This window comes from Nonomuraea mesophila (assembly GCF_004352805.1).
Classification (GTDB): Bacteria; Actinomycetota; Actinomycetes; order Streptosporangiales; family Streptosporangiaceae; genus Nonomuraea; species Nonomuraea longispora.
The window spans coordinates 12,876-27,516 of the sequence record NZ_SMLD01000074.1 but is presented as its reverse complement, the minus strand read 5'-3'; the positions used below and the strand labels follow the sequence as shown (position 1 = coordinate 27,516).

Genomic DNA, 14,641 nt, shown 5'->3' with positions numbered 1-14,641 from the left:
GTGATCAAGAAGGTGTGCGACGCCTGTCGCACGCTGCACGCCGACCTGGCCGCCGGCAACCTGGGCAAGCCCGGATCGCCGCGCCGTCTCAAGGCCGAGGCCAAGCCGGTCTCCTTCCGGCCGCTGGCCGCCCAGCCGTATGACGACCGGTGCCTGTCCTGGCAGCACGACGCGCGGACGGTGTCGATCTGGACGACCGGCGGCCGGCTGAAAGGGGTGGCCTTCACCGGCTCGGACCAGCAGCTGGCGCTGCTGGCCGCCCACCGCCGTGGCGAGTCGGATCTGGTGTGCCGGGACGGGATGTGGTTCCTGCACGCCACCATCGAGGTCCCCGACGTCCCGGCCGCCGCGCCCAAGGGGTTCTTGGGCGTGGACCTGGGCATCGCCAACATCGCCACTACCAGCGACGGCGTCCGGCGCAGCGGTGAAGGGCTGAACGCGGTGCGGCACCGGCATCGTGCGTTGCGCCGCCGGTTGCAGGTTAAAGCCACCAAGTCCGCCAAGCGGCTGCTCAAGCGCCGTCGCCGCAAGGAGGCCCGTTTCGCGGCCGACACCAATCATGTGATCGCCAAGCAGATCGTGACCGAGGCGGAACGCACCGGGCGCGGGATCGCTCTGGAAGACCTCCAGGGTATCCGCGAGCGGGTACGGCTTCGCAAGCCCCAGCGGGTCACGCTGCATGGGTGGAGTTTCCGCCAGCTGGGCGGCTTCATCGACTACAAGGCGGCCCGGGCCGGTGTCGCCGTCATCCACGTCGATCCGTCCTACACCTCACAGCAGTGCTCGCAGTGCGGGCACGTGGACCGGCGCAACCGGCCCGGCCAGGCTACCTTCTCCTGCACGTCGTGCGGCTTCGCTGAGCACGCCGACGTCAACGCAGCCCGCAACATCGCCTCACGCGGTGAGACGGGCTGGGCAGTGAGTCACGCTGCCTGACGCGGACCAGACCGTGCACCCCATGTACGGCGAGGAGCTGCAAGCTCGGTCGTTCACGGCCGAGAAGCTGACAGATATCGCGTCCGCGTTGTCCCGCGCAGGCAGAATGCCGGGCGGACCGGTAACCGTATGAACACCCTCGGTATCGGATCATGCGTGGAAGTCCGCGATGAAAGGATGGACTTGTGGAACGACTGCGCGATCATCTCCTGGAGACCGGTTACACGATCGACGGCGTACGCGAGCGCCTCGGCGCGATGGCCGCCTCCGCGCTGTCCAGGGAGGAGCTGGTCCCGGCGCTGCGGGCCACCGCCGACGGCGACCCGCTGGCGACGCTGATCCGGTTGTGGTGGCTGGGTGTTCCCGTGCCGGCGAAGGGGCTCGCGCCGGAGGTCATGCGTTCCGGGCTGGTCGAGACGGACGGCGACCAGGTCCGCGCGAGCGTGCACCTGCAACCGTGGGAGACCGGCGGCTACCTCGTCTCCGACCGCAAGGTCAGGCCGGGTGACCCCGCGCTGCGGCCCGACCACGTCGTGGGAGCCGGCGGCGCCTCGGCGAACCTGGCCCAGCTCGTCACCCGCCGCCCGGTCGGGCGCGCGCTCGACCTCGGCACGGGGTGCGGTGTGCAGGTGCTGCACCTCGACGGGCGGGCCGGGCACATCGTGGCGACCGACCTCAACCCGCGGGCGCTGGAGCTGGCCGGGCTGAGCTGGGAGTTGTCCGGGGTGTCCGGGGTGGACGCGCGCGCCGGGTCGATGTTCGAGCCGGTCGAGGACGAGCTGTTCGACCTGATCGTGAGCAACCCGCCGTTCGTGATCGCCCCGGAGGGGAGGCTGACCTACCGGGAGACGGGTGCCGCCGGCGACGACTTCTGCCGCGACCTCGTCCGCGAGACGCCCCGTCACCTCAGCCCCGGCGGGCAGGCCCACTTCCTGGCCAGCTGGCTGCACGTCGAGGGCGAGGACTGGCACGACCGCGTCGGCGGCTGGCTGCGCGAGACCGGCTGCGACGCCTGGGTGGCGCAGCGCGACGTGCAGGACCCCGCCGAGTACGTCGAGCTCTGGCTCAGGGACGCCGCCGAGCAGGGCACCAGGAGCTACGCGGAGCGCTACGACCGCTGGTTGTCCTGGTTCGAGGAGCGCAAGGTCGAGGCCATCGGGTTCGGCTGGATCTCGATGCGCAACTCGGGCACGCTCGACCCGGTCGTACGTGTCGAACACCTCACCCACCAGGTGAGCCTGCCGGTCGGCGACTACGTCGACTCGGTGCTCGACGCCGTCGCGGACGCCCACCGGGCCGGCGACCTCGACGCCGCGCGGCTGCGTACGGTGGAGGGCCTGCTCGACGAGCGGATCGGCCTGCCCGGCGCGGAAGACCCGATCCGCATCGTGCTGCGGCAGACGCAGGGCCTGCGCCGCAGCAGGGAGGTGGGCACGGTGGAGGCCGCGCTGGCGGGCGTGTGCGACGGCCAGCTGGCGCTGGGGCCGCTGCTCAACGTGATCGCCGAGCTGGTCGGCGACGGCGAGATCCCCAACGCCGACGCGGTCAGGCCCCTCATCGCCGAGGGATACTTCCTCCTTTGATCCGGCATTGATCGGACGTTGACACCTCGGGTGGAGGCTCAAGGCCAGGACACGGCCCTGGGGGGTTCGAGGGCCGTGCCAGGTCCGGCCGGTCGTCTGTGTGAGGCGGCTGCCGCCCGCGGAGCATCCCGATGACCGGGCCCCCTAGCGACGCGTGGCGGCGAAGGATGACCGGCCGGGCTGAACCTCAGTCGATCACGGGCACCTCGTGACTCCCTAAGGACAGCCTTGATCAACCATGTGTGGATGACACGTCTGGACGACGAGCTGTACTCAGGACTCGACGACGGGCTCGCCGTCGGTCCCAGCGACGGAACCAGCGACGGGCTCGGTGACGGAACCAGCGACGGAACCAGTGGCGGGCTCGTCGGCGGGGATGCCGTCGAGCAGGGCCTTGAGATCGCCGGCCTCGGGAGCGCCGAGCCGGGAGAAGATCTCGAAAGCCTGCCGTAGGCAGTCGAGACTCCTCCGCGCGGCGCCCGGCTCATGACCGAGGCCGCGCAGCGCCTTGCCGAGCACGGTGAGCGAGAGCGCCTCGCCGTAGGGGTGGCCGATGTCGCGGGAGACCACGAGGGCCTGCTCGGCGTGGCGTACGGCGTCGGGGTAGCGCTCGGCGGCGATGAAGGTCTCGGCCAGCCTGGAGCACACGCGCTGCTCCCAGACCCGCTGCCTGCTGGCCCGGAAGAAGGCGAGGCACTCGGCGTGGTGGTGCACGGCCTCGGTGAGCCGGCCGACCCGGGAGAGCACGATGCCGAGGTGGTAGCGGGCGCGCGCGGTGCCGGCGCCGCTGCCGATCTCGGTGAAGATGGCCAGGCCCTTCTCCGCGGCGGCGATCGCGTCGTCGGGGCGGCCGAGGCCCAGGTGGTCGCGGGCGGAGTAGCTGAGCACCAGGGCCTCGCCCGCGGGCACGCCGTTCTCGCGGTAGAAGCGCATCGCGGAGTCGAACAACGCCAGCGCCTCGGTGTGGCGGCGCTGCCTGCCGACCACGACGGCCAGGGCGTTGCGCACCTCGCCGGTGACGATCTTCTCGTCGCGTTCGCGCGACAGCTCGTCCACGCGCCTGAAGTGTTCCTCGGCGTCCTTCAGCCGGTTGCCCGCGAACAACACCCGGCCGAGCACGTAACGGGCGCGCAGTTCGCCCGCGGTGTCGCTGATGGCCAGCGCGGCGGCCAGCACCGCCCGGGTGCTCTGGTCGAACTCGCGCGTGTGCGTGCCCGACTCCAGCAGCGGCTCCATCGCCACCAGCAGGTCGGCGGCGGGCAGGAGGTGCTCGGCGGTGCGGGCGGAGGCCGCCGCCTGGTTGATGGCGGCGAACAACGAGTCGCCTTCGGCGATCAGCCAGGCCACGGCCTCGTCGACGCTGGTGAACGTACGTCCGCTGCCGACCACGACCAGGTTGGCCGAGATCATGCTGCCTTCGTAGGCCAGTTCGTGCGCCGACTGGGCGGAGGCCAGGTAGAAGCCGAGCAGCCGGCGCAGCGCCATCGTCCTGGCCTGGGGCCGCTCGCCCTTGTCCAGCTCCCGCCTGGCGAACAGCTTGAGCAGGTCGTGGAAGCGGTAGCGGCCCGGCGCCGGCGCCTCCAGCAGGCTGGCGTCCACGAGCGACTCCAGCACCTCCTCGGCCTCGAACGCGCTCATCGACAACACGGCCGCGGCGGCGCCCGCGGAGATGCCGGGGCCGTTGGGCAGCGCGAGCAGCCGGAACGCGCGGGCCTGCGCGGTGTCGAGCTGCCCGTAGCCGAGCGCGAACGTGGCCTCGACGGCCAGGTTGCCCACCCGCAGCTCGTCGAGGCGGCGCTGCTCGTCGGCCAGCCTCGGCACCAGCGAGGCGACCGTCCACGACGGGCGGGCGGCGAGCCTGGCGGCCACGATCCGCACCGCCAGCGGCAGGAACCCGCAGGCGGCCACCACGTCCATGGCCGCCGCGTGCTCGGGTGAGACGCGCTCGGCTCCGGCGACGGCGGCGAACAACGACAGGGCCTCGTCCGGCTCCATGACGTCGAGGTCGATCAGCCGGGCCGACGGCAGGTCGGCGAGCTTGCCGCGGCTGGTGACGATGGCCGCGCAGCCGGCGGAACCGGGCAGCAGCGGGCTGACCTGCGCGGCGTCGCGGGCGTTGTCGAGCAGGACGAGGATGCGGCGGTCGGCCAGGATCGAGCGGTAGAGCGCGGAGCGTTCGGCGAGGCCCTCGGGGATGACGTCCGGCGGGATGCCGAGCGCGCGCAGGAACCCTCCGAGCGCCGACTCGGGCGCGGTGGCCTCGCCGGAGTAGCCGCGCAGGTCGGCGTAGAGCTGGCCGTCGGGGAAGACCTCGTCGACCTGGTGGGCGACGTGTACGGCCAGCGCGGTCTTGCCGACGCCGCCGATGCCGGAGATGGCGACCACCGGCACCCCTTCGGGCGACGACTGCGCGGACGAGCGGGCCGACACCATCGTGCGCAGGCGCCGCACGACCTCCTTGCGGCCGGTGAAGTCGCTGACGGCGGCGGGCAACTGCGCGGGGCGGGGCAGGTCGAGCGCCTGCGGCTCCTCTTCCTCGTACGCCTCGGCGGCGGAGGTCTCGTCGTCGGCGACGGGCGCGGCGGCCAGCGTGGGGTCGGCGGCCAGGATGCGCTGGTGCAGCGCGCTCAGCTCGGGGCCGGGCTCGATCCCCAGCTCGTCGACGAGCGCCTCGCGGGTCTCGGTGAAGACGTTGAGCGCATCGCCCTGCCGGCCGCAGCGGTAGTAGGCGAGCATGAGCTGGGCGCGCAGCCGCTCGCGCAGCGGGTGGTCGGCGGTCAGCGCGATCAGCTCGGAGACGACCTTCGCGTGGTCGCCCAGCTCCAGGTCGACGTCCATGAGCGTCTCGACCACGCTGATGCGGCGCTCGACCAGCCGGTCGCGCTGGTGCTCGGCGTAGGGCCCGACGGCTCCGGCCAGCGGCTCGCCCTCGAACAACTTCAGCGCCGCCCGCAGCGCCCTCGCGGTCTCGGACAGCCGGCCGGCCCTGCGCGCGGACTCGGCCTCGCGGATGCCGCGTTCGAAACGGGTCAGGTCGAGCGCGTCGCCGGGCAGGCGCAGCGCGTAGCCCCTGCCGATCGAGGTCAGCAGCTCGGGGCGGGAGCGGGCGGGCCGGTCGGGTTCGAGCACCGTACGGAGCCTGGAGACGTAGGTGCGCAGGGCGCCCAGAGCGCGCGGCGGCGCTTCCTCGCCCCAGACCGCGTCGATCATCTCGTTGGGGGTGACCGCGTGCCCTTCCCGCAGCAGCAACATGCCGAGAATGGAGCGCTGCAGCGGGGTGCCGAGGTCGAGTTCCCGGCCATCGCGCCACGCGCGGACAGGACCGAGCACGGCGAACCGCAGCCCGCCTGGAACGCTCTGACCAGCCATGCCGTCTGTCTCCAAGCAATGGAACGATTTGGTACCAAATGATAGATCCATAGTTGCTCGTCACCTAGACGCCGGGCTGACCGTTCACGAGGCGTTGATCCGCCGTTGATCAGGCGTTGAGCTCACCCCTGGATGCTGAGGCTCGGCTGGGTATGACACTCAGGCGATACCGGACACACGCGGGGGCGTGTCATACAGAGAGCCGGCGGGCAGGCAAAAATACCGGCCCCGCCCAGAAATTTCGGGCGGGGCCGTGACGGAAAGAATGAGCATGAACACCTGCCGGTGCGCGGGCCGGTCAGCTGCGGACAGGGTGGCTCCGCAGGTCGACGACCCCTTGTGGGGGGTGGGGGACCGGTTTCCCCGGCTGGGTGGGCCTCCTGGGGACCGCTTCAGTGCGCGGCGACGAGCGCGGGGTCCGGCCCGGCGGTCGCGCCGTGACGTACGAGCGAGAGCTCTTTCAGGCCCATCGACAGGTGGTGGAGATTGGCCGCGATCCACGGCAGTTCGAGCGGGTCGGGGCTGGTCAGAGCGGTCAGCCGCTCCTGTGCGGTGTCGCCGTAGAGCAGGCTCACCGCCACCCTCATGCGGGCCGCGGCGGGGTCGTCGCCGAAGGCGTGCCCCGGCAGGACGCCGATGCCGTGGTTCTCCAGCAGAAGTCTGGTGATCTCGGCGGAGCCGCCGAGCCTGAGGTGGCTGAGGTCGGGGTAGAGGTAGAAGCCGCCCTGAGGGGTGGGCACGTCGGCGCCGATCTCCACGAACCTGTCGTGCACGGCCCGTGCGAGCAGGCCGTGCAGCCGGCGGCTGCGGGTGATGCGCTCGGTCAGCTCGCGTGGGTCGCCGAAGGCGTAGGCGGCGGCCTCCTGTACGGGTGCCGCGGGCGCCGACCAGATCTCGCTGGCCACCGCGAGCAGGCGGGCGCGCAGTTCGTGCCCGTCGTCGGGGAGCCTCGCGACGCCGATCCGCCAGCCGCCCAAGGCCAGGCTCTTGCTGAGGCCGGTGGTGACGATCGTGCGCTCGGGTGCGAGGTCGGCCGGGGAGGTGTAGGGCAGGTCGGGGTCGTGGAGCAGGTCGCGGTAGATCTCATCTGAGATGATCATGAGGTCGAGCTCGCGGGCGACCTCCACCAGGCGGCCCACGGTCGCCGGGGTGGCCAGCCGTCCCGTCGGATTGTCGGGGAGTGTGACGAGCACCGAGCTCACGACCCTGCCCTGTGCCCTGGCCAGCCGCACCTGGGCGGCCACCAGGTCGGGGTCGGGCACCCCGCCCTCTCCTGGAGGTGCGGGCACCAGGATGGGGCGGGCGCCGACGAGGTCGGCCTGCGCGGCGTAGCTGACCCAGCTGGGCATGGGCAAGACGATGTCTCCGCCGATCGCCAGGAGCAGGCCGTACAGCAGCGACTTGCTGCCGGGCCCGCAGACGACCAGTTCGGGGTCGGTGATGAGCCCCCGTCGTGTCCAGTAGCCCGCCGCCGCGACCCGTAGTCCGGACGCCCCCGCGACCGGTCCGTAGCCGTTGTGCTCCGATGCGGCGGCCAGCCTCTCGCGCAGCGCCGGGTGGACGGGCAGACCGGCCTCACCGAAGGCCAGGTGCAGCACACGTTCCCCGGCGCGTCGTCTTCGTTCGATGTCCTCGTTCGCCGCCAGAGTGGCGGACAGAGTTACCGTCATGTTTGTCACGTTCCCAGGGTGGTTGCCTTCAGGCATCAGGACAAGCGAGGCTTTTCATGGGTAGGCGTAAGGAAGTCTGATGCTCGAATTGCGGCGTTTGGTGCTGATCTGCGAATTCGCACGCCGAGGAAGCATCTCGGCGACCGCCGAGTCGCTGGGATACAGTCCTTCGGCGGTTTCGCAACAACTCGTCGCGCTCGAACGCGAGACCGGCACGGCGCTGATCGACAGGACCGCGCGCAGCGCGGAGCTCACCGACGCGGGCCGCCGGCTCGTCACGCACGCCGAGCGCATCCTGTCCATGGTCGAGGAGGCCGAGTCCGACCTGTCCGCGCACGCGGGCACACCGGCGGGACGGGTGGTCGTCACCGCGTTCCCGACGGCGGCGGTCGCGTTCGCGCCCGCGCTCGCCCGCTCGCTGCGCCGCCACACCCAGCTCACGCTGCGGCTGGGGCAGAGCCGGTCCGGGCGCGGGATGCGCGAGGTGCAGTCGGGCGAGGTGGACATCGCGCTCGTCGACGACTGGTACGGCCGCGTGCGCGACAGCGAGAGCCTGCGGGTCTTCCCCCTGCTGCACGACCCCCTGGTGCTGGTCGTGCCGCGCAAGCACCGCCTGGCCGACCCCGACGTCCCGGTCGACCTGCGCGAGCTGCGCGACGAGGCGTGGATGGCCACACCCGACGGCGAGCCGTCGCGGCTGGCCGTGGATCGCCTCCTGGTCGACGTGGGCGGCACCCGGCCGACGCCGTGGGAGTTCGAAGGGCTGGGGACCATCCTGTCGCTCGTCGCCAAGGGCATCGGCATCGCCGCCGTGCCCGCGCTCGCGCTGGCCGCCGGGGTGCGGGGGCTGGCCGTACGACAGTTCCCCGGCAACCCGGTCGGCCGCGTGGTGCACGCCGTCGCCAGGGGCTCCAGCGTCAACCGGCCGTCGGTGTCGGTGACGTTGCGGGCCATCCACGTGGCCGCCCGCTACATCGCGGCCGACCTCGAACCGGTACGCCCGGCGGAGCGGCGGCGGGCCGAGGACGACATGCTCGCCGACTGGCCCGACGGGCCGGACCGCTCGGCCAAGGACGTGGTGGGCCGCTCGTTCGGCGAGTGAGCCGCCGCTCGCGCCGGCTCGTTCGGCGAGTGAGCCGCCGTTCGCGCCGGCGACCCCGCACCGGGCCGGTCGCGGAGGCGATAGCGTCTGCGTTCATGGCGCCGACGTACGACATCGAGCACCTCCTGCTCTCCCAGCCCAGCGTCCGCACGGTCGCGGGCGTCGACGAGGTGGGCAGGGGCGCGTGGGCCGGTCCGGTGACGGTCTGCGCCGTGGTCACCGACCTGTCCGAGCCGCCCGCGGGGCTGACCGACTCCAAGCAGGTCTCCGCCGCCAGGCGTACGCCGCTCGCCGCCGAGCTGGCCGCGTGGGCGGCGGGCGTCGGCTACGGCGAGGCCGGCCACGCGGAGATCGACGAGCTGGGCATGACGCAGGCCCTGCGCAGGGCGGCCCGCCGGGCGCTGGAGGCGCTGCCCGTACGCCCCGACGCGGTGATCCTCGACGGCAAGCACGACTACATCGGAGCGCCCTGGCCGGTGCGGCTGGAGATCAGGGGCGACGCGGCGAGCATCTCGGTGGCGGCGGCGTCCGTGCTGGCCAAGGTGCGGCGCGACGCCTACATGGGGACGATCGGCTGCGACGAGTACGGCTTCGCCGACAACGCCGGCTATCCGTCGCCGCTGCACCAGGAGGCCCTCGCCCGGCTGGGGCCCACCCCGCACCACCGGCTCTCGTGGTCCTACCTGGACGATCTTCCGCAGTGGCGGCATCTCAAGCTGCACCGCGACCCGCTGGCGGGCGAAGGGCAGGCGACGCTCTTCGGCTGACCGGCGGGACCCGTCATGATGGAGCAGGTGCGAGTCGGCATTTTTCTGATCGCGGCGCGGTTTCCCGGCCAGGAGGCCGGGCGGGTGTTGTCCGACGCCGTCGAGCTGGTCGTGGCGGCGGAGGAGGCGGGGTTCGACGACGCGTGGATCGCCGAGCACCACTTCATGTCGTACGGCGTGTGCCCGTCGGCCACGACCCTGGCGGCGGTCGCCGCCGGCAGGACCACCCGCATCGGGCTGGGCACGGCCGTGAGCGTGTTGTCCACGCAGCATCCGGTGGCGCTGGCCGAGCAGGCGGCCATGCTGCACCACCTTTCCGGCGGGCGGTTCACGCTGGGCGTGGGCAGGGGCGGGCCGTGGGTGGACCTGGAGGTGTTCGGCACGGGGGCAGAACGGTTCGAGCGGGGGTTCGGGGAGTCGCTCGACGTGCTGCTCGACGCCCTTTCGACGGGCCGGGTGGCCGCGGACGGCGAGTTCTTCCGCTTCAGGGAGGTCGGGGTGGTGCCGCAGGCGGCGATGCGGCCGGTCGTCGCGTGCACCTCCGGGCCGACGGTGGGGCTGGCGGCTCGGCGCGGGCTGCCCATGTTGCTCGGCATGCACGTCGGGGACGCGGAGAAGGCGGCGATGGTCACGGACTACGCGGCGCGCGGGGGAACGGCGGCCGGGCACGTGGCGGCGGGGGTCGCGTACGTGGCCGACTCGACGGCCCTGGCGGTGCGGGAGCTCAAGGGCTCGTTGCCGCGGTGGCTGGGGCCTGGGCTGGCGGGTTATGTGCCGGTGGACGGCCGGCCGCGGGCCTCGCGGGACGTCCCGGCGTACGTCGATCTGCTGACGCGCATCCATCCGGTCGGGTCGGCCGGGCACTGTGCGGAGACCCTGCTGCGCACGGCGGAGCAGACCGGGATCGAGCACTTCATCCTGATGGTCGAGGGCCTGGGGGACCATCGGCGCACGCTGGAGAACGTCAGGCGCTTCGGCGCCGAGGTGCTGCCGCTGCTGCCCCGGTGACCCGGCGGGCTGCCGGGCCACCGGGAGGGATCAGCAGTCCACCAGCTCCGGTTTCTGGTTGAGGATCTGGGCTCGCGGAGTGACGAACTCGTGCAGGGCCTTCGTGGCCGTCGGATCGAAGACGGCGACCCGGTGGCAGTTCTGGAAGGCCAGGCGGACCCCGAAGTGGCGCTCCAGCGCACCGCGCATCGAGTCGCTCGCCAGGCAGCGCAGGAGCTGGCCGCGGGCCTCCTCGGACGGCGGTGGCACCGTGTTGTCCTCGAACTCGGCCCCGGTCTGCTCGCGCCGGCTCGCCAGGTCGCTGATCAGCGACCACGCGTACGGCAGCGAGTCGCGGACGCACGCGACGAAGGCCGCGTCGTCCACGTCACCGGCCCTGGCCTGGTCGAGCAGATCGTTCGGAACGGTCAGCGACATGCTGTCTCCTCTCGGAACGGGTCAAATGTGACGTTAAGCGGGGATGGGGGGAGCCTCCAGATGCCTGGAGGGGGACAGTCGTGTGTTCAGGGCCCGTAGACGAAGCCCGGATCCACCTGCTCGGCGAGGTCGGTGCCGGCGCGCTCGTTGCCCCACGCGCGGGCGTTGCGCAGGTGGAACTCCACGGTCTGCCGGCCGAAGCGCTCCCAGTCTTTCTCCTGCTCATCGACGGTCTTGCGGAGCAGGGCGAGCGCGTCGGCGTTGGCCGGCTCGAGGTCGTCGAGCGTGAAGTGGCGGCCCTGCTCCATGGCGCGGACGGCGGCCGAGTGCTCCATCCAGGTGAGCAGATCGTCACCCACGTGCTCGCGCAGGAAGTCGACGTCGGACTCGCCGTGCACCTTGTTGCCGACCACGGCGAGCGCCACGTCGTAGTGGGCGGCGTAGTCGCGGTATTGCCGGTAGACGCTCACGCCCTGCCTGGTCGGCTCGGCCACGAGGAACGTCAGGTCGAACCGGGTGAACAGGCCGGAGGCGAAGGAGTCGGCGCCGGCCGTCATGTCGACCACCACGTAGGAACCGGCGCCGTCGACCAGGTGGTTGAGCAGCAGCTCGACCGCGCCGACCTTCGAGTGGTAGCAGGCCACGCCCAGGTCGTCCTCGCTGAACGGGCCCGTCGCGAGCAGGCGCAGGCCGTCGGGCGTGCTCAGCCCGAGCGGGTCGGCGGCGAGGTCGTCGAAGCTGAGCAGCGTGGAGCCGCGACCGGGCGGGGTGGTCTTGACCATGGCCTCCGCCGAGGGGATGCGCGGGTTGGAGCCGCGCAGGCGCTCCTTGATCTCGGTGAGGTGGGCGCCGAGCGGCTCGGGCTGCCGGTCGAGGCCGAGCACCAGGGCGAGGTGCTGGTTGATGTCGGCGTCGATGGCGACCACGGGCCCGCCCTGGCTCGCCACGTGCCTCGCGAACAGCGCCGACATCGTGGTCTTGCCGCTGCCGCCCTTTCCGACGAACGCCACTCTCACGGCGCCTCCTTGTGGGGATGAAAATGGTTACCGTTTCTGTCCGGCACCATCATGCCACACTCGGTGCATGCGGAACGAAGAATTGGCGCGCGCCGTGCGTTTGCGCGAGGAAGGCCAGAAGGAGGAGGCCCGGCAACTCCTCGTCGACCTGGCCCGGCGGCATCCCGATGACGCCGAGGTGGCCTACCAGGCCGCATGGGTGCACGACGCGCTCGGCCTCGAGGCCGAGGCCGTGCCCCACTACGAGCGGGCGCTGGCAGGCGAAGGGCTGAGCGAGGCCGACCGGCTGGGCGCCTTCACGGGGTACGGCAGCACGCTGCGGGTGCTCGGCAGACCCGCCGAGGCGCTGGAGACGTTCGAGCGCGGGCTGAAGGAGTTCCCCGGCGACGGGGCGCTGCGCACGTTCTCGGCGATGGCCCTGCACAACACCGGGCGCAGTGCCGAGGCGGTCACGACGCTGCTCAAGGTGATCGCCGAGTCGGACCAGGCCGGCATATACACCCGCGCCATCGCCTACTACGCCGACCACCTGGACGAGACGGTCTAACGGCAGGCGGCGTCGAGGTTGATCGGGTTGTCCGGCTTCGGCGTCGCGGCCGGCCGCTCGCGCGTGGGCACGGTCCTGGTGGACGGGCGGTCCCTCAGGGAGCCGGAGACCGTGTCGCGGATGAGGTTCCAGTCCGGGTTCGCGGTGTCGACCAGCGGCGGCACGAAGCTGAGACTGCGGACCTTGGCGCTCTTCACCTTCTGCGAGAGCTCCACGACGGCCGGCAGCACGTCCTGGGGCAGGTCGGTGGAGATCGTACGCTTGGCGGCCGCGGCCAGCCGCTCGAAACTGTTGATCACGGTCATCGGCTCCGCCTGCTTGACGACCGCGTTGAGCAGGCACTTCTGCCGTCCCATGCGGACATAGTCATCGCTGTCGGTGCGCGAGCGGCCGTACCACAGGGCCTCCTCGCCGGAGAGCCTGCGCGTGCCCGCCGGCAGCAGGCCCTCGCGGTTGCGGCCGTACACGATGGGGTCCTTGATGGTGACCCGTACGCCGCCCATGGCGTCGACGAGCTCCGCGAAGCCCTTCATGTCGACCAGCACGTGGTACTGCACGGGAATGCCGAGAATGCCGCTGATCGTCTCCTTGAGCACGGCGGGGCCGCGTTTGCCCTTCGGCACGCCCGGCACCACGTCCGGATGGTCCTCCGCGTACTGGAAGATCTCGTTGAGCAGGCCCGGCGTGTCGGCGCCCGCGCCGGTGAAGCCGAACGGGAACCGCGACCTGGCAGGGCCGTGGGGCAGCGGCACCCGCTGCAGGTTGCGCGGCAGGCCGAACAGCGTGGTCGCGCCGGTCGTGGTGTCCACGCTGGCCACCGTCATGCTGTCGGTGCGCACGCCGGGCCTGCCGGGCGCCGAGTCGCCGCCGAGCAGCAGGAACTGCACACGATCCGCGCCGTTCCACGGGTCCTGGGCCATGATGGGTGTGCTGTCGGCGTTCGACGGGAACAACGTGTTCACGACGTCCCGCGACAGGTAGGCGATCCTGGCGGCGTAGGCGGTGGGGGCCAGGACGAGGGCGCAGAGCGCGACGGTCAGCGTCGTGGTGAAGAAGCGGCCGATCCGGTCGGAGCGCGGGGGGCGCACCAGCACGAACGACCAGACGATCACGCCGGTCCAGGCCAGGGCGATCATCACCAGCGCTACGGTGAGCACCGTCAGCCAGCGCGGCTGGACGGCCAGGGACAGGAGGTTGGCGCTGTACGCGGTGACCACGGTGAGCACGCCGGCCAGCATCAGCACGTACGCCACCATGAGGGCCAGCCCGGACCGGCGGCGTTCGACCGCCAGGTGCGCCACGCCCCACAACATGGCCGCCCCCATGGTCAGCGCGATGCTCGCTCCCAGGCCAAAACCTCGTTCTCTCCCTGTCATGCCTGGTCAAACCCCCAAAGTATGCCCATCCAAGTCACCCTAGTTATGCGTAATGTGCTGGTGATGGTGCGCCAGGGCAGGGTTCGGTCAATTCCCGGTCAAGACAAGCTTGAGATATAACGTGAATGTGGGCAAGCGACACGGTAGTTACGGGTTCGATGCACCTTGGGCGCTGGCGGGGTTACTCCTCGGAGTGATCACGCTGGCGGCGCTCACGGCGGTGTCGTTCACGTTCGACGTCCCGGAGGCGGGAGTCGCCTTCCTGCTCGGCGGCACGTACACGCTGGCCAGCGCGGGCAGTCACCTCTACACGACGCGGCGTGGCAAGCGGGCCGTCTGGGCGGCGGAGCTGGACCGGCTGGAGGGCGGCGAGCGCCTGCTGGATCTCGGGTGCGGGCGCGGCGCCGCGCTCACGCTGGCCGCGCGACGGCTGCCCGAGGGGCACGCGATCGGCCTCGACCAGCACGCCAAGGAGGCGCCGCGAGCGAGGGTGAACGCCGAGCGGGAGGGCGTCGCCGACCGGGTGTCGTTGGTGGTGGGCGACCCGCGTGACCTGCCGTTCGAGGACGACACGTTCGACGTGGTCGTCTCCGACCAGGCCCTCCACACCATCGCCCGCCGCGAAGGCCGCGAACAGGCCGTACGCGAGGCGCTGCGGGTGCTGCGGCCCGGCGGCCTCATCCTGATCGCCGACCCCCACTACACCCGGGCGTACGAGGACACGCTGCGCTCGCTCGGCGTCGTCGACGTGCGGCGGCGCGACGCCGGCTGGCGGTTCTGGTACGGCGGGCCGTGGTCGCGCACGGAGATCATCGAGGCCAGGAGCCCCGCGGTATAGACAACGTTTGCC

12 protein-coding genes are annotated in these 14,641 nt (G+C 71.8%); 7 read left to right on the top strand and 5 right to left on the bottom strand.

Translation table 11 applies throughout. The annotated features are described in order from the left end of the window. Positions 1-12 precede the first annotated feature (12 nt). Complete coding sequence (locus E1295_RS25765; RefSeq protein ID WP_425465367.1) at positions 13-936, top strand: RNA-guided endonuclease InsQ/TnpB family protein; 924 nt, start codon at positions 13-15, stop codon at positions 934-936. A gap of 185 nt (positions 937-1,121) precedes the next feature. Further along, positions 1,122-2,519 carry a DUF7059 domain-containing protein gene (locus E1295_RS25760; protein WP_132633496.1) on the top strand — a complete coding sequence of 466 codons (1,398 nt, stop codon included), beginning with the start codon at positions 1,122-1,124 and terminating at the stop codon, positions 2,517-2,519. A gap of 273 nt (positions 2,520-2,792) precedes the next feature. Here E1295_RS25760 and E1295_RS25755 read toward each other — a convergent pair whose 3' ends face one another. Both E1295_RS25755 and E1295_RS25750 read right to left on the bottom strand, forming a co-directional pair. Continuing rightward, on the bottom strand, positions 2,793-5,888 hold the full coding sequence (locus E1295_RS25755; RefSeq protein ID WP_132633494.1) for an AfsR/SARP family transcriptional regulator: 3,096 nt from the start codon (positions 5,886-5,888) through the stop codon (positions 2,793-2,795). Positions 5,889-6,280: 392 nt separating this feature from the next. Then, the gene (locus E1295_RS25750; RefSeq protein ID WP_132633492.1) at positions 6,281-7,558 is read right to left on the bottom strand and encodes a pyridoxal phosphate-dependent aminotransferase; all 1,278 of its coding nucleotides are present in this window, start codon (positions 7,556-7,558) and stop codon (positions 6,281-6,283) included. 79 nt (positions 7,559-7,637) lie between these two features. Here E1295_RS25750 and E1295_RS25745 point away from each other — a divergent pair, with 79 nt between their 5' ends. From E1295_RS25745 to E1295_RS25735, 3 genes are all read left to right on the top strand, one after another. Beyond that, positions 7,638-8,660, top strand: a complete 1,023-nt coding sequence (locus E1295_RS25745; protein ID WP_246080348.1) for a LysR family transcriptional regulator — start codon at positions 7,638-7,640, stop codon at positions 8,658-8,660. 95 nt (positions 8,661-8,755) lie between these two features. Continuing rightward, entirely contained in the window at positions 8,756-9,427 is a 672-nt protein-coding gene (locus E1295_RS25740; protein WP_132633490.1) for a ribonuclease HII, read from the top strand. Between the two features lie 27 nt (positions 9,428-9,454). Next, on the top strand, positions 9,455-10,435 hold the full coding sequence (locus tag E1295_RS25735) for an LLM class flavin-dependent oxidoreductase (RefSeq protein ID WP_132633488.1): 981 nt from the start codon (positions 9,455-9,457) through the stop codon (positions 10,433-10,435). 30 nt (positions 10,436-10,465) lie between these two features. On the opposite strand, the gene E1295_RS25730 is transcribed toward E1295_RS25735, so the two are convergent. Both E1295_RS25730 and E1295_RS25725 read right to left on the bottom strand, forming a co-directional pair. Beyond that, positions 10,466-10,852 carry an SCO5389 family protein gene (locus E1295_RS25730; RefSeq protein WP_132633486.1) on the bottom strand — a complete coding sequence of 129 codons (387 nt, stop codon included), beginning with the start codon at positions 10,850-10,852 and terminating at the stop codon, positions 10,466-10,468. Between the two features lie 86 nt (positions 10,853-10,938). Continuing rightward, positions 10,939-11,868: an ATP-binding protein gene (locus E1295_RS25725; RefSeq protein ID WP_132633484.1), complete on the bottom strand. Its 930-nt coding sequence runs from the start codon at positions 11,866-11,868 to the stop codon at positions 10,939-10,941. A 67-nt stretch (positions 11,869-11,935) separates the two neighbouring features. On the opposite strand from E1295_RS25725, the gene E1295_RS25720 reads away from it, so the two are divergent. Continuing rightward, complete coding sequence (locus E1295_RS25720; RefSeq protein WP_132633482.1) at positions 11,936-12,415, top strand: tetratricopeptide repeat protein; 480 nt, start codon at positions 11,936-11,938, stop codon at positions 12,413-12,415. Here E1295_RS25720 and E1295_RS25715 read toward each other — a convergent pair. Next, positions 12,412-13,791 carry an LCP family protein gene (locus E1295_RS25715; RefSeq protein ID WP_246080346.1) on the bottom strand — a complete coding sequence of 460 codons (1,380 nt, stop codon included), beginning with the start codon at positions 13,789-13,791 and terminating at the stop codon, positions 12,412-12,414. The genes E1295_RS25720 and E1295_RS25715 overlap by 4 nt on opposite strands. Positions 13,792-13,918: 127 nt before the next feature. Between E1295_RS25715 and E1295_RS25710 the strand changes: the two genes are divergently transcribed. Further along, entirely contained in the window at positions 13,919-14,629 is a 711-nt protein-coding gene (locus tag E1295_RS25710; protein ID WP_132633480.1) for a class I SAM-dependent methyltransferase, read from the top strand. Positions 14,630-14,641: the final 12 nt, after the last annotated feature.

What these genes read in the sequence shown, in the direction of transcription:
- E1295_RS25755 (WP_132633494.1), bottom strand. Translation starts at nt 5,888, where the DNA reads ATGGCTGGTCAGAGCGTTCCAGGCGGGCTGCGGTTCGCCGTGCTCGGT.
- E1295_RS25750 (WP_132633492.1), bottom strand. Translation starts at nt 7,558, where the DNA reads ATGACGGTAACTCTGTCCGCCACTCTGGCGGCGAACGAGGACATCGAA.
- E1295_RS25745 (WP_246080348.1), top strand. Translation starts at nt 7,638, where the DNA reads ATGCTCGAATTGCGGCGTTTGGTGCTGATCTGCGAATTCGCACGCCGA.
- E1295_RS25740 (WP_132633490.1), top strand. Translation starts at nt 8,756, where the DNA reads ATGGCGCCGACGTACGACATCGAGCACCTCCTGCTCTCCCAGCCCAGC.
- E1295_RS25730 (WP_132633486.1), bottom strand. Translation starts at nt 10,852, where the DNA reads ATGTCGCTGACCGTTCCGAACGATCTGCTCGACCAGGCCAGGGCCGGT.
- E1295_RS25720 (WP_132633482.1), top strand. Translation starts at nt 11,936, where the DNA reads ATGCGGAACGAAGAATTGGCGCGCGCCGTGCGTTTGCGCGAGGAAGGC.
- E1295_RS25715 (WP_246080346.1), bottom strand. Translation starts at nt 13,791, where the DNA reads ATGACAGGGAGAGAACGAGGTTTTGGCCTGGGAGCGAGCATCGCGCTG.